This is a genomic window from Acinetobacter sp. SFA (genome assembly GCF_001647535.1).
Taxonomy (GTDB): Bacteria; Pseudomonadota; Gammaproteobacteria; order Pseudomonadales; family Moraxellaceae; genus Acinetobacter; species Acinetobacter pecorum.
Map to the genome: position 1 here is coordinate 45,825 of NZ_LSZI01000017.1, position 17,411 is coordinate 63,235.

Consider the following 17,411-nt stretch of genomic DNA (forward strand, 5'->3'; position numbering starts at 1 on the left):
ATGCACCATGATTCACCAAAGGCTAAGGTTTAATCAGCCCATAGCGCATGGCCAGATGAGTCAGTTTGACATCACTGTCAATATTCAGTTTTTCAAAAATACGGTAACGATAGGTATTCACGGTTTTAACGCTGACAAAGAGTTTGTCGGCAATTTCCTGGGCGCTGATACAGTTCACCACCATCATGGCCACTTGCATTTCCCGTTCTGAAAGTGCATCAAAAGGCGACTGCTGTGTATCGGAAAGGTAAGAACTGGCGAGCTGCTCGGCAATGTCGGCACTAAAATATTTGCCGCCTTGCATGACTTTATTAATCGCCCGTACCATTTCCGTAATGGGTGCTCCCTTGGTGATATAGCCTTTGGCACCTGCTTTAAGAAGTAAAGAGGGATAAGGTTCTTCTGCCAGGCCACTGACCGCTAGTACTTTGGTTTCAGGCGCCGTCTGTAGCAGGCGGCGCGTAGTTTCTACGCCGCCAATACCCGGCATGTTGACATCTAATAGCACTACATTCGGATGATGTTGACGAACCAGAGAGATTGCTTCTTCACCAGATTCAGCCTGGCCAATTACCTGAACCTCCGCATGGTCTTCCAGCATTCTGCAAATTCCAGTACGTACTAATTCATGGTCGTCCACAACTAAAACTGTGATCACCTATACTCTCCCTCTATTAAAAAAATCATTTTTTTGTTACATAAAGCAAAATAAGCTTGCAATGAAAGTACAAAATTAGCAATCCTATTCGCAAGATTAAATCTGAAACCTAGCACACAGTGTCAAGAACAAAAAATGTTCAGGATTGTGTTTAAATGTAAGGCATATTAGAGGTAATACGCAAATCAATCTTACCTCTGTTAGTTGAGTGAAGGAATAATGAAGAAAATAAACAAGTCTCTAAGGCATCTACTCGGCCTGTCCGTGTTAATCAGCATGAGCACGACAAGTTTTGCCGAGATCATTATGAATTCTGGCACAGCAGAGGGCGGATCCAGTATCAGCTGGTCTTCTGAAGAAGTTAACCAGTTAATGAGCGATGATTTTAATGCATCTGCCAACGAACCTTCGCCACCTGGTTCAGCTACAGTGATGACTACTTTGCGTCCGGCCGGAACAGTAGCGCCAGCAGCAGTCAAGCCAGCCTATACCGCACCACAGATTATTGATACCAATCATTTTAGTAATCAACCTTCTGTAAATGCACGGGCTGCGCTGGTCATGGATGCACAAACCGGTGAAGTGCTGTTTAGTAAAAATACCAATACGGCCTATCCGATTGCATCCATTACCAAATTAATGACAGCCGTGGTCATTTCAGATGCACGTTTGAACATGTCAGAAAAAATCACCTTGCAACAGGCTGATTTTTCCTGCTCAGGGTGCAAGAGCTCAAGCTCGACCTTAAGAGCAGGGGATAGTATGAACCGTGCTGAAGCATTGTTATTTGCCCTGATGAAATCTGAAAATCCGGCTGCCGCAGCTTTAGCACGTACTTATCCTGGTGGTCGCTCAGCGTTTATTGCCAAAATGAATGCAAAAGCCAAAGAACTCGGGATGAATTCTACTCACTTTATGGAATCAACAGGTTTGCATCCAGGTAATGTGGCCTCCGCCCGTGACTTGGGGATTTTGGTGAATACTGCTTCTCAATATGGTCTGATTCGCCAGTTCTCAACGACACCAAGCTATGACTTTAACTTGGGCTACCGCGTGCTGAAATCTAATAATACAAATGCACTGGTACGCAATGGCGGCTGGAATATCAATATTTCTAAAACCGGTTTTATTAATGAAGCAGGTCGCTGTGTTGTAATGCACACGACCCTGAATAACCGTCCGGTGGCGGTGGTATTATTGGGGGCTAACAGCTCGCAGGCACGCACCAATGATGCCACCCGTTTAATGACTTGGGTAACTCAGCAACCAAAACGAATCTAATTGATCTACCTATAAAAAAACCCTGCAATCGCAGGGTTTTGTTAATGCTGACAGAAATTACATATTCGACAGAATAGAGTCTTTTACCTGAGTCATAGTTGCATCAATCGACAACATTACGGCATCAGCACATTGTTTAATTGCGGTGTCAGGATCTTTCAGACCATTACCCGTTACGGTACATACGATCACTGAGCCTTCTGCAATTTTACCCGCTTTAATATCACGGATGGCACCGCCCACAGATGCAGCAGATGCCGGCTCTACGAATACACCTTCATACATAGAAAGCAGACGTTGAGCTTCAAGAATTTCCGCATCAGTCAGTTCATCAAACCAGCCGTTTGAATCACGAACAACCGCTTTAGCATGATTGAAGCTTTGTGGATTACCGATACGAATCGCAGTTGCAACAGTTTCCGGATTTTCTACTGGACCGCCACGAAGGAACGGGGCAGCACCAGATGCTTGGTAACCTGCCATGATTGGCAAACCTGCCGGTTTAGGACCCGTAAAAGCATCAGTTTCAGCATCGTAAACGACTTGCTCAAATTCTTCTTTCGACTGGTTGGCAACCGCTTCGGTATAGCCCATCCAGTGTGCAGTGATGTTACCCGCGTTACCGACTGGCAAGCAGTGGTAATCCGGAGCACGACCTAAAGCTTCAACGATCTCGTAAGCAATGGTTTTTTGACCTTGCAGACGGTAAGGGTTAATTGAGTTTACAATCGTCACCGGTGCCTGATCTGCAACTTCTTTAACCAGACGCATACCGTCATCGAAGTTACCGCGAATTTGCATGGTGATCGCACCATACATCATCGCCTGCGCCATTTTACCCATGGCAATTTTACCTTCCGGGATTAAAACGAACGCCTTGATGCCTGCACGTGCCGCATAGGCAGCAGCAGCAGCTGAGGTATTCCCGGTAGAAGCACAGATGATGGCTTTAGAACCATCTTCAACCGCCTTGGTTACTGCCATGGTCATACCACGGTCTTTAAATGAACCAGTCGGGTTTAAGCCTTCGTACTTCACATAGATTTCAACGTCTTTACCAATGATGCGTGGAATATTCTCAAGCTTGATCAGTGGAGTATTACCTTCACCCAAAGAGATCGCACGAGTAGTTGCAGACACTGGTAAACGGTCGCGATAGCGGTCAACTAAACCAGTATAACGATTGGCATTCGACATGATGATGTTCCAATTGTGTGTAGAGCTTGGCGAGGGAAGAGTGTCCCCTCGACCCGATTAATTATCAAGCGATTCTAAACGAATTCGTACAATTTCGCCATGAATGACGGGTAATGCTTGAATTTGTTGAAGGGCTTCATCCATTTTTGATTCCTTGACTGGATCAGTCAGAATCACGATAGGAATAAGGTCTTTTAAGCGTGGTTGCTGCATGATGGCATCGATACTGATCCCGGCACGGCTTAAAATCGTGGTGACATCGGCAAGCACGCCCATTTGATCTTCGGCATTAATACGAATGTAATAGCCGGTCGTCATTTGTTCACGAGTTAAGATCGGTAAATCGGTCAGGGCTTCAAAGGCCAGTTGTGGAATGGTTCCTGCACCGTCTTCGGTGTAAATAATATCACGGACAATATCCACAACGTCTGCGACTACTGCAGAAGCTGTTGGACCAGCACCTGCGCCAGCCCCGTAATACAGTGTTGGACCGACCGCGTTGGCTTGAACAAGCACGGCATTTTTCACGCCATTCACATTGGCAATTAGCTGGTCATCTGGAATTAAAGTAGGATGAACGCGTAATTCGATTCCGGCATCTGTGCGGCGTGCAATACCCAAGTGTTTGATACGGAAGCCCAAGTCTTCTGCATATTTCACGTCTTGCGCAGTCACTTTGCTGATGCCTTCAGTAAATACTTTATCGAACTGGAGCGGTATACCAAATGCACATGAAGCTAGAATAGTCAGTTTATGCGCAGCATCAATGCCTTCAACATCAAAGGTTGGATCGGCTTCAGCATAACCGAGTTCCTGTGCTTCTTTCAGCACATCGTCAAAAGCACGACCTTTTTCACGCATTTCACTGAGAATGAAGTTACCAGTACCGTTGATGATGCCCGCCAGCCATTCAATCTTGTTGGCTGCCAGACCTTCACGAATCACTTTAATAATGGGAATGCCACCTGCGACTGCCGCTTCATAGGCAATTTGTACGGCATTGTCTTCAGCCGCCTTAAACAGTTCATTACCATGTTCAGCCAAGAGTGCTTTATTGGCTGTCACGATATGTTTGCCATGTTTCATGGCTTCCATAATAATTTCGAAAGCAGGATGAATTCCACCCATGACTTCAACCACCACATCCACATCAGGTTGACGTACGATGTCCATCAAGTCTGCACTCTGTTTGACCGATGCCGGTAGATTCAGATCAGGACGTGGGCGACGGGTGCCTACATAGGTAATTTCAATTTCACGACCGGTGCGACGTTTAATCTCAGCAGCATTTTCTTTTAATAGTTTCAAGGCACCACCACCTACAGTACCAAGACCGAGGATTGCCAGACGAACTGGTTTCACGTCACACTCCAAATTACACAGTTTTTTACAAGAACCTAGATCATAGCTAAAAAAACTGCCTGACTCTAGGGTCATTTCAGAATATCTTTATTTATAAATTAAAGTTAAATAACGTATTAAAATGAGTTATTTAAGCCGGTTCAATAACTCAGCGGCAGACAGGTAACCCCCCAGATAAATTCCTTCTGAACTATAAATTGCAGGGGTACCATTTACACCTATATTCAGACCCATTTGATATTGATCCTGAACAGGATTTTTACATTTGGCTGCACTGATCTGTGCACCCGCAATCGCCTGGCCAAATGCACTACGGCGGTCGGCACTGCACCAGATCGCTTCCATGGCCGGCATATGCTGTTCACCACGCGGCCAGGCGATATAACGCACTTCAATACCTTTGGCATTCATCTCATCCATTTGCTCATGAAATTTATGGCAATACGGACAGCTGACATCGGTAAATACATAGACCACATGCTTGGCTTTGCCTTTGGCTGGATAAATCAATAGATCTTCAGCTTTCAGTCCATCAAACAGTTTTTTGTTGATCCCGGCTTGCAGACTCTCACTGACGTTATGTAGCTGTTTGTCTCCAAGGCGGATCACATCACCCTGAATCAGATATTTGCCATCACTGGTCACATAGACCGCAGACATGCCTTCCAGGCTGACCCAGTACAGGTTCGGCACCTCGGTCGCTTTAATATCGGTGATCTTGGCATTGATACCGGCAGTTTTGAAATGCTTTTCCAGAGTAGAAACCAAACGCTGTTGTGCATTACGTTCGGTGAGGGTAGACGCTTCGCCCGTTGCGGGTGCGCTTGCAGTCAGTGTATCTTGCTTTTTAGCTTCGTTATTGGAGTTGGAACATGCAGCAAGACCCAAACCAGCAGCAAGTGTGCAAGCCATAAAATTTTTTGAGCGGGCAAATGTCATAAATAACCCTTTTCTTCTTGGACTGAAAACAGAGCATTAGCATAACAAAAAAAAATGCAAACACGTCAAACTTCTCAGTTTATTCGGTCTGGTTTCGATTTAAGCACGTGGATGATGGGTTGCATGCAGCTGCTGCATTCGGACCTGTGCCACATGGGTATAAATCTGGGTGGTAGACAGGTCACTGTGTCCAAGCAACATCTGTACCACGCGTAAGTCTGCGCCATGGTTGAGTAAATGAGTGGCAAAGGCATGGCGCAAGGTATGTGGGGACAGTTCGGCCTGGATTCCGGCCTGCAGTGCATAACGCTTAATGGCATACCAGAAATTCTGTCGGCTCATGATGCCGCCATGCTGGGTCAGAAACAGATAATCGGTCGAAGTTTTATATAATTGTGGACGGGCTTCGGTTAAATATTTTTCTACCCATTCACAGGCCATTTGGCCCATCGGTACCAGACGTTCTTTACTGCCCTTACCGACAATGCGTAAATATCCCTGTTTTAAGTTGATCAGTTCCAGACGCAAGTTAATCAGTTCGGTCACCCGGAGTCCGCAGGCATACAGTACTTCAAACATGGCGCGATCACGCAGTCCTAATGCCGTGTTGATATTCGGGGCATGAATCAGGGCTTCTACATCTGTTTCGGAGAGATCTTTGGGTAAGGCCCGGCCCAGTTTCGGGGTTTTATGTGCAGCAACCGGATTGTCACTACGCAGTTTTTGCTCACGCAGAAATTTATAAAATGAACGCAAAGCAGACAGGCAGCGGGCAATCGAACGCGGACTTTTTTGCTGTTTGGTCAGTGCAATCAGCACATCGGAAATATCATCATGACTCCATTGTGGCAAGGGTTTGCTCAGGCATTCTGCACATTGCATCAGATCGGACAGATAGGCGTTGCGGGTATGCGGGCTGACCGTTTGCGCAATCAGATAGTCACGAAAACCCTGTAAATAGCTGAATACTTCAGGAATTTGGACAGGGGCGGGAATACGAGGTTTTTTATTCAGCATAGAGTGAAAAGATCTGATCTGAAAAAGCGATGAATTTAATAGATATTCTCCACTGTAGTTTAATTTCACCAAACTGTCGATGTGATATGAAACTAATTCAGCATGTAATCAATCTTATTTGTTAATTATTCTCATTTGTTTGTATACTGTACAAAATAGTTCAGGAATTTTCACGGTGCGTTTGTCTGATTTAAAAGCAAAACAAACAGCCATCATCCGAAAAGTAAGTCGAACGGCTGATGGTGAAGGTGCTCTCAACGATGTTGTAGCGAGTCGCCTGGAAACTCTAGGCTTTGTGCCCGGTACGAAGGTACAGGTGATTACTAAAGGTATTTTTGGTGGAGATCCCATTTTGATTCAAGTTGGATTTACACGTTTTGCTTTGCGTAAATCAGAAGCAGCCAAAATTGAAATCGAACAGGCGGTGTCGGCATGAGTGATACATTACGTATTGCCCTTGTCGGTAACCCTAACTGCGGTAAAACTTCATTATTCAACCATTTAACCGGAACTCGCCAGAAAGTCGGCAACTATGCGGGTGTCACGGTTGAACGTAAAGTCGGTACATTTCAGCTTGCTTCAGGCAAAGCGGTAAGGGTACTGGATTTGCCCGGGACTTATAGTCTGGATGCGACCAGTCCGGATGAAGAGATTACCCGCAATGTCGTACAAGGTAAAATTGCTGAAGAGCAGGAACAGAATGCATTTTTATGTGTGGTGGATGCCACCAATCTAAAATTGCATCTGGGTCTGGTACTGGAAATGATTGAGCTGGGCCGTCCGGTGCTGGTTGTGCTGAACATGATGGATGAAGCACGCCGGCGTGGCATGCAGATCAATACCCAGAAGCTGTCCGAACGACTGGGCGTACCTGTGGTAGAAACGGTGGCTGTACGTAATTCAGGCATTGAAAACCTGAAAAATGCGCTAGATCAGGGCAAATATTCTGTACCGCAGACTGAACTTAGTGGCTTGAAAGGTAACAGTCACCAGCGCGTGGAAAACATTCTGAATGACGTGGTCAATTTCGTCGATCAGGAGGATAAACGTACTGATTTTCTTGACAGGATTTTTCTGCATCCGGTGCTGGGCTTAATTAGTTTGGCCGTAATGATGTTCGTGATTTTTCAGGCCGTATTTGCCTGGGCTGCGCCGTTTATGGATGGGATTGAAACTTTCTTCGGCTGGCTAGGTGAATTCCTTGGTGAATATATTTCGCATCCATTGCTGAATAGCTTGGTGGTGGACGGGATTATTGCCGGTGCCGGTGGCGTGGTGGTGTTCCTGCCGCAGATTCTGATTCTGTTCTTCTTTATTCTGGTACTGGAAGAATCAGGTTATTTACCGCGTGCTGCTTTTCTGTTAGACAAGCTGATGTTTAAAGCCGGTTTATCAGGACGTGCCTTTATTCCGTTATTGTCCAGCTTTGCCTGTGCCATTCCCGGAATTATGGCTTCGCGTACCATTAGTGATCCACGAGATCGTTTAACCACGATTTTCGTTGCCCCCTTAATGACCTGTTCGGCGCGCTTGCCAGTTTATGCCTTGCTGATTGCAGCATTTATACCGGCACAAACTGTGTGGGGTTTCCTCAATCTGCAAGGTCTGGTGCTGTTTGGTCTTTATATGGCGGGTATCGTGAGTGCCTTGCTGGTGTCTTTTGTGTTGAAATTCTTCCACAAAGATAAATCACAGCACATGCTGCTGATGGAACTGCCAAGCTACCGTTTTCCGGACTTGAAGAACGTTTGGATCGGCTTATTGGATCGCGGCAAAATCTTCTTGAAACGTGTCGGTGGCATCATCTTCGCATTATCGATTGTACTGTGGTTCTTGTGTACTTTCCCACAGCCCCCAGAAGGGGCAACCTTGCCGGCCATTGATTATTCATTGGCAGGGATGCTCGGTCATCTGATGCAGCCGATCTTTGCACCGCTCGGTTTTAACTGGCAGATCTGTATTGCCCTGATTCCGGCGATGGCAGCGCGTGAAGTGGTGGTTGCAGCACTGGGCACAGTCTATGCGATGTCGGCAGTTGATGAAGATGCAATGTCTGAAGGTCTGGCTGCATTGATCAGCGGTGGAGGTGATCTGGGATGGTCAGTTGCGACAGGTTTATCTTTGCTGGTGTGGTTTATTTATGCACCACACTGTCTGGCGACCCTGGCAACGGTTAAACGTGAAACCGGTTCCTGGAAAACTGTCAGTATCATGACTGTTTACCTGTTTGGTCTGGCATATTTCATGTCATTCCTGACTTATCAAATTGCTTCATATTATTTGGGCTAAATCTCAGTTTGGCCTTGGCCAATTGAATTTGCTGCATTGTATATGTATGGGAGATTGAGATGATTGAAATTCTAATTGTGACAGCACTGGTGCTTTGGAGCATGCTGGTCGTATTCAAAAAGGTGTTTCCGAACACCTCTAGCTCAGTCTTCCAGAAGCTGTCAGATGTCTGTGCGGCCAAGGGTTGGCAGCGTCTGGCTAAATGGCTGCAACCGGGTGTGGCGGCAGGCTGCGGTGGCAACTGTGCCTGTCCGGTTTCAGAAAAAGGTTCAGACGTAAAGCCGGCTCAACAAGCAGTAAAATGGAAATAATTTCCTGTTCTGGCTGAATTTTAAAAACCGTCATGATCATGACGGTTTTTTTACGCATGGACACAAAAAAAATGTGCAGAAAGGCCAATCAGAAAAGGCATTCAAAACAGCAAAGTGCTACCATTTCGTCAGTTTCAAAATAGACCAAAATATGGGGCGAAAATGTTAATACAGCGTGGTGGGTTAAAAGTCGTTGCAGGACTCGGAATATCAGGTGTTGCAGCAGTCAATTTCTTGCATAGTCAGGGCTACCGCGTTGCAGTAACAGATTCTAGAGCTAACCCGCCAGGACATGATCAGATACCCGCTGAGGTTCAAACCAGTTTCGGTCAGTTTGATGCAGAGTTATTGCTGTCTGCAGAAGAAATCGTGATCAGCCCCGGGCTTGATCCTAAACTTCCTGAAATTCAGGCAGCGATTAACAAGGGCATTCCGGTAGTCAGTGAAATCCAGATTTTACGCCGTGCTACGGATAAGCCTATTGTGGCGATTACCGGTTCTAATGCCAAAAGTACCGTGACTACCTTGATTGGCCTGATGGCAGCGGATGCAGGCAAAAAAGTTGCTGTCGGTGGCAACTTGGGCCGTCCTGCGCTAGATCTGACCAAAGATGATCCTGAGCTGTATATACTCGAGCTGTCCAGTTTTCAGTTAGAAACCACCTCAAATCTGGCGGCTGAAGTCGCGGTGGTGTTGAACATGAGTGAAGATCATCTGGATCGTCATGGCGATATGATGGGTTATCACACGGCGAAACACCGGATTTTCCAGGGTGTGAAAAAAGTCGTCTATAACCGTGATGACTCTTTGACCCGTCCTTTGGTCCCAGATGTGACCCCGATGCAAAGTTTCGGTCTGAATGCGCCAGATATGAACCAGTACGGTATCCTCAAGGATACCGATGGCAGCATCTGGTTGGCGCGTGGTCGTGAGCGTCTGCTGAAAAGTAGCGAGATGTATATGCAGGGCACGCATAATGTTGCCAATGCCTTGGCCTGTCTGGCACTGGGTGAAGCGATTGGTTTGCCACTAGAAAGTATGCTGAACACTTTAAAGACTTTTAAAGGTCTGGAACATCGCTGTGAATTCGTCAAGGAAGTACAGGGCGTACGCTATTATAACGACTCCAAAGGTACCAATATCGGTGCAACTTTAGCTGCGCTAGATGGTCTGGGCATGGCGTTTGAAGCTCAAGGCGGTAAGGTCGCGATTATTCTCGGTGGGCAGGGCAAAGGGCAGGACTTTAAGGCCTTGCGTGAATCATTAAGCAAATATGCCAAAGTAGCGGTATTGATCGGTGAAGATCGTCCTGTCATTGAAGCGGCAATTGCGGGCACGACTGAACTGATCCATGCGGACAGCCTGCAGCAGGCGGTAGAAATCTGCCAAAAGCACACCCAGGCACATGATGTCGTGCTATTGTCTCCTGCATGCGCAAGTTTTGATATGTTCTCGGGTTATCCTGAGCGTGGTCGCAAGTTTGTTGCATATGTGAATGAACTCAATTAAGAATAACAAGGATTCGTGATATGGCTGGGTTTGCTCAGACTACGATCAATAAATTAAATCAATTTTATACGCAGTGGGTGCCTCGATTACCTGCTGAGCTGAATCCACGAAATGTGCTGATTTTCTGTGTATTGGCTTTGCTCTGTATCGGTTCGATCATGGTGGCATCGGCCTCGATGCCCTATGCAGAACGTATGCATGAAAATCCGTTTCACTATATTAGCCGGCACGGTATTTCGATTTTTGTCGCTGCCGTAGCAGCTTTTCTGGCTTATAAAATCCCCTTAAAAGTCTGGTTTAATAACACTTTCTTTTTGTGGATTATTACCATCGTACTTTTGGTGGCCGTGCTATTTGTTGGGACGGAAGTCAATGGTTCCAAGCGCTGGATCCGGGTCGCTGGTTTTACCTTGCAGGCTTCGGAAGTCGCTAAAGTGATGATGGCGATTTTTACCGCAGACTACGTGGTACGCCGTGCCGAGGAAGTACGCAATAATATCAAGGGTCTGGTCCGTTTAAGTGCCATCATGGGGGCTACCGTTGGTTTGATTATCCTCGAGCCTGACCTGGGTGCAACTGTGGTAATTACTTTAACCATGCTTGGCGTGTTCTTTCTGGCAGGCGCACCTTGGATTCAGTTCGGTGTGGCCTTCATGACCCTGGTCGGAGCTTTTGCTGCCGCGATTCTGTTGGAACCGTATCGTCTGCAACGTCTGCTGTCTTTTTCAAATCCTTGGGAAGATCCCTTAGGCACTGGTTATCAGCTCTCCAATGCTTTGATGGCCTTTGGTCGTGGCGAATGGGCAGGGGTAGGCTTGGGACATAGTATCCAGAAAATGTCTTATTTACCCGAGGCGCATACCGATTTCATGCTGGCAATTTTGGGTGAGGAATTTGGCTTTTTAGGCATTTCGACCATCCTGATCCTGTCCTTCACCATGCTGGTTTGCTGTATCCGCATTGGACATCGCGCCTTGCAGCATCAATATCTGCGTGCCGGATATCTGGCCTATGGCATCAGTATCATTTTCCTGTTACAGATTCTGGTAAATGCAGGCATGAATATGGGCATGTTACCGACCAAGGGTTTGACGCTGCCATTTATCAGTTATGGTGGTTCATCCCTGATTATCTGTGCAGTCATGATCAGTCTGATCCTGAAGATTGATTCAACCACACGCCAGGTCAATCCAAGCCGGGAAGAGTCAAGCTTCTAGATTAGAATTTCGTCCCGGCTCTGGTTGAGCATGGTCAAGCACTGTGCTCGGCATTGTGGTTCCACAATTAGAACAAGTCACAAAAGCAGTTTTAGGCTTGGAAAGTGGAATCAAAGGTATAAAAAATAAAGAAAAATAATTACGTTGCTGTTTAAGCTCGTAAGCAGAACGGGTCCGGCAGACTGGACACAGAAACTGGCTTTTTTCAATTGTTTTGCTTTTAGGGCCGACACCAAAAATAAAAAACATTTTTAATCCTCTCTCGCTTTCGTTGTTATTTTTAGCTTAAGTGAAAAGCTGTTTTTATAAATAGTGACCTTGTAGCTCAGTTGTATGTGGAATCCGCTCGATATCCCATTGCGCCACTGCCTGTTGCAGCATCCGGTGTGGAGCATCTAAATCAACTTCAGCCTGATGCAAAGCCTGAAGTGCCTGTTTTAATAATTGTGGCGCCTGAGTCAAATCCAGTGCTTGGGCCAGATTCTGTTTTGACAGTTTTTGCCCCTGATCATTCATTGCCAGCGGCAGATGCATATAGTTCAGACGCGGATAACCGAGTAGCTGCCCCAGATAAATTTGCCGTTCAGTATTATCTAAAAGGTCAGCCCCACGTACCACATGGGTCATACCTTGCAGATGGTCATCGACCACTACAGCCAGCTGGTAATTGATAATGCCATCACGACGTTTTAAGACAAAATCGCCCAGATCTTTTTTCAGTTCTGAACAGTGCCGACCTTGCAGCCGGTCTTCAAAACAGATTTCCACATCTTCAACTTTTAAACGGATGGCCTGATGCTCAAAAGCCAGACCCAAGTCGCGGCAGGTATCCTGATAGATATGGTTGGAACCGAGCATTTTACGGGTGCATTGACAGGCATAGACTAGACCTTGCTGACGTAATTGCTGAATGACGTCTTCGTAAATATCTAAACGGTCTTTCTGAAAAATGATTTCGGCATCAGGTTCAAGCTGAAAGGCATCCATGGCACGCAGGATATGCTCTTCGCTGCCGGGATAAATACGAGGAATATCGGTGTCTTCAATCCGGACCAGCCATTTACCATGATTGGCTTTGGCATCGCAGTAACTGGCAATAGCAGTAATGAGGGAACCAAAATGCAAAGGGCCGGTTGGCGATGGCGCGAACCGACCCACGTAATTCACTTCAGCTTTCCCTCCCTTTATTAAAGGGAGGGGCAGGGAGGGATTACTTAAAGACATACTTAACCGTTATTTTGCTTCTCTTTGATCTCTGCAAGGGTTTTGCAGTCAATACATAAAGTAGCCGTTGGACGTGCTTCTAAACGACGCAGACCAATCTCGATACCACAGGTTTCACAGAAACCATAGTCATCATTCTGGATCGCTTCGATCGACTGTTCAATTTTACGAATCAGTTTACGCTCACGGTCACGGGTACGTAACTCAATAGCAAACTCTTCTTCCTGAGTCGCACGGTCGTTGACATCTGGAAGAGCGGTATTTTCGTCTTGCATCGTATTTAAAGTACGATCCACTTCTGACATCAGTTCAGCTTTCCAGGCCAGCAAGATTTCGCGGAAATGCTGAAGCTGACCTTCAGACATATATTCTTCATTTTTTTTAGGTTGATAAGGTTCAATACCAAATAAGCTAGCAGTAGAACCACCATCAGTCGTTTTAGGTTTAGATTTACGTACGCGCTTTGCAGCTTTCTCTTCTACAACTTCAGTTTGATTGTCTAAGACTTGATTTTGGTTGTCATTCGCCATTTAGGGCATTCCTCATCATATGCGTATGATTGCTACGCAAAAAATATGGTGATATGCAATTTTTATCCACCCTGTAGAAGGATTATCCTCCTGTGGGGGCCGTCATCATATAGACTTTTTATGCTTATTGATAGTCTTTGATGTATGGACTATGCATATCACATTTCCTTGGGTTGCAATAAAGTAATGCAAAAAAAACAAATTGGAAAGTTAATAACCTGAAATTTCGGTATTAATATTTTGCTGGCTCATTGCCACCCGTTCTATATAAGTATCAAACTCGCCATTTTGTTGCAAATGTAATACACGATACCCCGGTGCCGCCTGATCCAGCGCAAAATCTTGACTCTCAGGTTTGAACTGCACACTGGTGGATGGTGTAGATAAAAAGTAGATTCCCTGCCATTCATTGCAGGAATCCTGATGCACATGACCAAACAGAACCAGTTTGATATTCTGATGTCGAGCCAGTACATCTTTCAAATCTTCAGCATTTTTGAGCCGGTGCTGATCAATCCAGTGTGATTTCATCGCAAAAGGATGATGATGGCAAGCAACGATGACATGCTGATGCTTGAATTCAAGCAATAATTGGTCTAACTGGTCGAGCTGGTCCTGTTCCACCCAGCCATCAACCTTGCCTTGAACGGCACTATTTAACAGGATCATGGTCCAGGTACCAAAATGAATTGCATGCGCCTGATTGGTATTCTGGTAAAAAGGGAAGACCCGAGTGTCATCATGATTGCCCGGAATCTGGTAATGCGGCACGTTTAAAGACCGGATATATTCCAGATATCGCTGATAAGTGCTTTCGACCGGAACCTGTGCCAGATCACCGGTATGAATCAATGCATCCATTTGGGGAAAGCGCTGCTGAATATGCTGCATCACTTCATGAAAACTCTGCTCGGGATTCATCCGGGCAAATTCCAGTCCTTCCCGATCCATCAGATGGGTATCAGAAATCTGGATAATGGTCCAATCTGGCTGTGTGTTGATGCTCGACTGCTCGAAACTCATGTCTTTCCCCTTAGACAGATTCCTGCAGTATGAATATCTTGCTGTAACCATTGCAAGGCCATAATGACAGGTGCATTTTTTAAGCGGCCATTGGTGAGTAAGACGGGAATATCGGCATAATCCAGAATATGCAGCTGAATATTTTCCCCCTCATCCGGCATGCCAAAAGTACCGCCCTGTTCAGGCAATTCGGTCTGGGCCACATATAAATGGAACAGCTCGGAACAGGCACCTGCTGAAGGATAGAAGCTGAAAATATGCTGTAACTCATCCAGTGTACAGCCTGATTCTTCGAGTGCCTCGCGGCGGATACACGCTTCAGGTGCTTCATCTCCATCCAGAACACCCGCAATCACTTCGAGTTGCCATGGAGAGTCAACATCGTCCAGTCCACCAATCCGGAACTGTTCAATCAGGCCGAATTTCTGCTGTTGGTGATTATACATCAGCACCCCTGCGGCTTCTGGCCGGTGAATCAGCTCGCGTTGCAAAACAGGAGTCGATGTTTCCTGATTAAATAAACGATGTTTCAGGCTGACTTTTTCCACCTGGATAAATCCCCGGTACAAGAACTCACGTGCCTCTATGTGAAAGTCTTTTTTATTATAAGAGGCCTGTTTAATAATATTCATATGCTCAGATAGAATGAAGGAATTGATTTATTTTCATCCTATCTGAGTTTTTTTTGAAGACAACTGTTTTTTTTAAGTTTTAAAGTTTGTGATATAAATTTTGGCCGGAATTATGGAAGCTGGCTTTCATCTGGTCCATACCTGCTTCTATTTCGGCCTGAGAGGTGGCCTGCTGATCAGGAGTAGCCTGTTGACTGACATAATCCCGAACATTTTGGCTAATCTTCATTGAACAGAACTTCGGTCCGCACATGGAGCAGAAATGTGCCGATTTATGTGCGGCTTTCGGCATGGTTTCATCGTGCATGCTGCGTGCTGTGTCCGGATCCAGACTCAAGTTGAACTGGTCTTCCCAGCGGAATTCAAAACGGGCCTTGGACAGGGCGTTGTCCCGAGCTTGCGCACCCGGATGACCTTTGGCCAGATCGGCTGCATGCGCGGCAATCTTGTAGGTAATAATGCCGTCTTTGACATCCTTTTTATTGGGTAAACCTAAATGCTCCTTAGGGGTGACATAACACAGCATCGCGGTACCATACCAGCCAATCATCGCGGCTCCTATTGCCGAAGTAATATGGTCATAACCCGGTGCGATATCGGTGGTGAGTGGTCCCAAGGTATAAAATGGAGCTTCTTTACAGACCTCCAGTTGCAGGGCCATATTTTCCTTGATCATATGCATCGGGACATGGCCCGGACCTTCAATCATCACCTGTACATCATGCTCCCAGGCACGATGGGTCAGTTCACCCAAGGTTCGAAGTTCTGCAAACTGTGCTTCGTCATTGGCATCCTGCACACAGCCGGGACGTAAGCCATCGCCAAGACTGAAAGACACATCATAGGCTTTCATGATTTCGCAAATTTCATCGAAATGGGTATACAGGAAATTTTCCTGATGATGTGCCAGACACCACTGCGCCATGATCGAACCGCCACGCGAGACGATACCGGTCAAACGGTTGGCAGTCAGCGGTACATATCTTAAAAGCACGCCGGCATGAATGGTAAAGTAATCCACACCTTGTTCAGCCTGTTCAATCAGGGTGTCTTTAAAGATCTCCCAAGTCAGGTCTTCGGCCACACCATTGACTTTTTCCAGTGCCTGATAAATCGGTACGGTTCCGATCGGTACAGGAGAGTTGCGGATAATCCATTCCCGGGTTTCATGAATATTCTGGCCGGTCGAAAGATCCATAATGGTATCTGCACCCCAGCGTGTCGCCCAGGTCATTTTCGAGACTTCTTCTTCGATACTTGAACCGAGTGCAGAATTACCAATATTGGCATTGATTTTCAACAGAAAATTACGCCCGATGATCATCGGTTCCAGTTCCGGATGATTGATATTGGCCGGAATAATTGCACGTCCTGCAGCGACTTCCTGACGCACAAATTCCGGGGTGATTTCACGTAAATTCTGCGCACCAAAATTCTGGCCCGGATGCTGGCGCATATCGACACCATCGAGTTGACGCAGGTTTTCACGAATGGCGATGTATTCCATTTCCGGTGTGATGATGCCTTGCCTGGCATAATGCATCTGGGTGATGTTACAGCCTCGTTTGGCTTTGCGTGGTTTCTGGATATGCGCGAAACGGATTGCGGCGGTACGGATATCGCGTAAACGCCGGCGGCCAAATTCAGAACTGAGCTGATCCAGAATTTCGCTATCATTGCGCTGTTCAATCCAGTTTTCACGAACATTCGGCAGACCTTTGTTCAGGTCAATCGTCACATTGGGATCGGTATACACACCAGAGGTGTCATACACCATTAAGGGCGGATTATGTTCGCCACCCAGACTGGTCGGGGTTTCACTTAAGGAAATTTCCCGCATGGGTACCTGAATATCAGGACGGGAACCTTGCAGATAGACTTTACGTGAAGCGGGCAGAATCCGCGTTAGATCCCGGGCTTCCTGTTCATGAGCGGAGAGGGTAGTTTCAGAAGAAAGATTCGTTAACTGGTTCATGGCTATGATCCTTATGAATGACATCAACGAATCAAGCACGACCAAAAACGTAGGCAGATTTATCCTGAACAGATAAAGCAAGGGCTGGGTTTTTAGCTGGCTTGATTCCTACGCAGGTATTAACCTGATCAGGTTCAACGGTACTCATGCTCAATTCCTGATAACGATAAAAGGAATCACATGATCTCAGCGAGGATTTACTCGCGCTCCGTCAAGCGAGGCTAAAGCTTAGCTCAGTTTAGGCAGA

At 46.2% G+C, this 17,411-nt stretch carries 17 protein-coding genes and 1 riboswitch; of the genes, 6 read left to right on the forward strand and 11 right to left on the reverse strand.

Annotated elements, in window-relative coordinates; all coding sequences use genetic code 11:
* Nucleotides 1-22: 22 nt before the first annotated feature.
* The gene (locus AY607_RS08630; protein WP_064094660.1) at nucleotides 23-658 is read right to left on the reverse strand and encodes a response regulator; all 636 of its coding nucleotides are present in this window, start codon (nucleotides 656-658) and stop codon (nucleotides 23-25) included.
* A gap of 219 nt (nucleotides 659-877) precedes the next feature.
* On the opposite strand from AY607_RS08630, the gene AY607_RS08635 reads away from it, so the two are divergent.
* Entirely contained in the window at nucleotides 878-1,939 is a 1,062-nt protein-coding gene (locus tag AY607_RS08635) for a serine hydrolase (RefSeq protein ID WP_064094659.1), read from the forward strand.
* Nucleotides 1,940-1,996: 57 nt separating this feature from the next.
* Here the strand turns inward: AY607_RS08635 and thrC are convergent, their stop codons facing one another.
* The 4 genes from thrC to xerD all read right to left on the reverse strand — a co-directional run bounded on the left by thrC (nucleotide 1,997) and on the right by xerD (nucleotide 6,454).
* Nucleotides 1,997-3,136, reverse strand: coding sequence for a threonine synthase (gene thrC / locus AY607_RS08640; RefSeq protein WP_064094658.1), 1,140 nt, complete (start codon nucleotides 3,134-3,136; stop codon nucleotides 1,997-1,999).
* 57 nt (nucleotides 3,137-3,193) lie between these two features.
* Nucleotides 3,194-4,498: a homoserine dehydrogenase gene (locus AY607_RS08645; RefSeq protein WP_064094657.1), complete on the reverse strand. Its 1,305-nt coding sequence runs from the start codon at nucleotides 4,496-4,498 to the stop codon at nucleotides 3,194-3,196.
* 126 nt (nucleotides 4,499-4,624) lie between these two features.
* Complete coding sequence (locus tag AY607_RS08650) at nucleotides 4,625-5,437, reverse strand: DsbC family protein (RefSeq protein WP_064102351.1); 813 nt, start codon at nucleotides 5,435-5,437, stop codon at nucleotides 4,625-4,627.
* A gap of 99 nt (nucleotides 5,438-5,536) precedes the next feature.
* Nucleotides 5,537-6,454 (reverse strand): site-specific tyrosine recombinase XerD, encoded by a 918-nt coding sequence (xerD, locus tag AY607_RS08655; protein WP_064102352.1) that lies wholly within the window; start codon nucleotides 6,452-6,454, stop codon nucleotides 5,537-5,539.
* A gap of 175 nt (nucleotides 6,455-6,629) precedes the next feature.
* On the opposite strand from xerD, the gene AY607_RS08660 reads away from it, so the two are divergent.
* The 5 genes from AY607_RS08660 (at nucleotide 6,630) to ftsW (ending at nucleotide 11,780) form a co-directional block, all read left to right on the forward strand.
* Complete coding sequence (locus AY607_RS08660) at nucleotides 6,630-6,890, forward strand: FeoA family protein (protein ID WP_064094654.1); 261 nt, start codon at nucleotides 6,630-6,632, stop codon at nucleotides 6,888-6,890.
* Nucleotides 6,887-8,743 carry a ferrous iron transporter B gene (gene feoB, locus AY607_RS08665; RefSeq protein WP_064094653.1) on the forward strand — a complete coding sequence of 619 codons (1,857 nt, stop codon included), beginning with the start codon at nucleotides 6,887-6,889 and terminating at the stop codon, nucleotides 8,741-8,743. Before AY607_RS08660 ends, feoB begins: the two co-directional genes overlap by 4 nt.
* Nucleotides 8,744-8,802: 59 nt before the next feature.
* Nucleotides 8,803-9,054 (forward strand): DUF6587 family protein, encoded by a 252-nt coding sequence (locus tag AY607_RS08670; protein ID WP_064102353.1) that lies wholly within the window; start codon nucleotides 8,803-8,805, stop codon nucleotides 9,052-9,054.
* A 162-nt stretch (nucleotides 9,055-9,216) separates the two neighbouring features.
* Entirely contained in the window at nucleotides 9,217-10,563 is a 1,347-nt protein-coding gene (murD, locus tag AY607_RS08675) for a UDP-N-acetylmuramoyl-L-alanine--D-glutamate ligase (RefSeq protein WP_064102354.1), read from the forward strand.
* A gap of 20 nt (nucleotides 10,564-10,583) precedes the next feature.
* The gene (gene ftsW, locus AY607_RS08680; RefSeq protein WP_064102355.1) at nucleotides 10,584-11,780 is read left to right on the forward strand and encodes a putative lipid II flippase FtsW; all 1,197 of its coding nucleotides are present in this window, start codon (nucleotides 10,584-10,586) and stop codon (nucleotides 11,778-11,780) included.
* Here the strand turns inward: ftsW and AY607_RS08685 are convergent.
* From AY607_RS08685 to thiC, 6 genes are all read right to left on the reverse strand, one after another.
* Nucleotides 11,769-12,029 (reverse strand): zinc ribbon domain-containing protein, encoded by a 261-nt coding sequence (locus tag AY607_RS08685; protein WP_064094650.1) that lies wholly within the window; start codon nucleotides 12,027-12,029, stop codon nucleotides 11,769-11,771. The genes ftsW and AY607_RS08685 overlap by 12 nt on opposite strands.
* Before the next feature lie 54 nt (nucleotides 12,030-12,083).
* Nucleotides 12,084-13,004: a tRNA glutamyl-Q(34) synthetase GluQRS gene (gene gluQRS / locus AY607_RS08690; RefSeq protein WP_064102356.1), complete on the reverse strand. Its 921-nt coding sequence runs from the start codon at nucleotides 13,002-13,004 to the stop codon at nucleotides 12,084-12,086.
* 2 nt (nucleotides 13,005-13,006) lie between these two features.
* Nucleotides 13,007-13,534: an RNA polymerase-binding protein DksA gene (gene dksA, locus AY607_RS08695; protein WP_064094648.1), complete on the reverse strand. Its 528-nt coding sequence runs from the start codon at nucleotides 13,532-13,534 to the stop codon at nucleotides 13,007-13,009.
* A gap of 210 nt (nucleotides 13,535-13,744) precedes the next feature.
* A complete protein-coding gene (gene cpdA, locus AY607_RS08700; RefSeq protein WP_064094647.1) occupies nucleotides 13,745-14,557 on the reverse strand; it encodes a 3',5'-cyclic-AMP phosphodiesterase in 813 nt (270 codons plus the stop codon).
* Entirely contained in the window at nucleotides 14,554-15,189 is a 636-nt protein-coding gene (locus tag AY607_RS08705) for an NUDIX domain-containing protein (RefSeq protein WP_064094646.1), read from the reverse strand. Before AY607_RS08705 ends, cpdA begins: the two co-directional genes overlap by 4 nt.
* 79 nt (nucleotides 15,190-15,268) lie before the next feature.
* A complete protein-coding gene (gene thiC, locus AY607_RS08710; RefSeq protein WP_064102357.1) occupies nucleotides 15,269-17,164 on the reverse strand; it encodes a phosphomethylpyrimidine synthase ThiC in 1,896 nt (631 codons plus the stop codon).
* An 88-nt stretch (nucleotides 17,165-17,252) separates the two neighbouring features.
* Nucleotides 17,253-17,385: riboswitch (TPP riboswitch) on the reverse strand.
* Between the last annotated feature and the right edge of the window lie 26 nt (nucleotides 17,386-17,411).

Bases quoted from the DNA above. Each gene is read 5' to 3' on its own strand.
- AY607_RS08635 (WP_064094659.1), top strand. From the start codon at position 878: ATGAAGAAAATAAACAAGTCTCTAAGGCATCTACTCGGCCTGTCCGTG.
- thrC (WP_064094658.1), bottom strand. From the start codon at position 3,136: ATGTCGAATGCCAATCGTTATACTGGTTTAGTTGACCGCTATCGCGAC.
- AY607_RS08650 (WP_064102351.1), bottom strand. From the start codon at position 5,437: ATGACATTTGCCCGCTCAAAAAATTTTATGGCTTGCACACTTGCTGCT.
- xerD (WP_064102352.1), bottom strand. From the start codon at position 6,454: ATGCTGAATAAAAAACCTCGTATTCCCGCCCCTGTCCAAATTCCTGAA.
- feoB (WP_064094653.1), top strand. From the start codon at position 6,887: ATGAGTGATACATTACGTATTGCCCTTGTCGGTAACCCTAACTGCGGT.
- AY607_RS08670 (WP_064102353.1), top strand. From the start codon at position 8,803: ATGATTGAAATTCTAATTGTGACAGCACTGGTGCTTTGGAGCATGCTG.
- murD (WP_064102354.1), top strand. From the start codon at position 9,217: ATGTTAATACAGCGTGGTGGGTTAAAAGTCGTTGCAGGACTCGGAATA.
- ftsW (WP_064102355.1), top strand. From the start codon at position 10,584: ATGGCTGGGTTTGCTCAGACTACGATCAATAAATTAAATCAATTTTAT.
- AY607_RS08685 (WP_064094650.1), bottom strand. From the start codon at position 12,029: ATGTTTTTTATTTTTGGTGTCGGCCCTAAAAGCAAAACAATTGAAAAA.
- gluQRS (WP_064102356.1), bottom strand. From the start codon at position 13,004: ATGTCTTTAAGTAATCCCTCCCTGCCCCTCCCTTTAATAAAGGGAGGG.
- dksA (WP_064094648.1), bottom strand. From the start codon at position 13,534: ATGGCGAATGACAACCAAAATCAAGTCTTAGACAATCAAACTGAAGTT.
- cpdA (WP_064094647.1), bottom strand. From the start codon at position 14,557: ATGAGTTTCGAGCAGTCGAGCATCAACACACAGCCAGATTGGACCATT.
- AY607_RS08705 (WP_064094646.1), bottom strand. From the start codon at position 15,189: ATGAATATTATTAAACAGGCCTCTTATAATAAAAAAGACTTTCACATA.
- thiC (WP_064102357.1), bottom strand. From the start codon at position 17,164: ATGAACCAGTTAACGAATCTTTCTTCTGAAACTACCCTCTCCGCTCAT.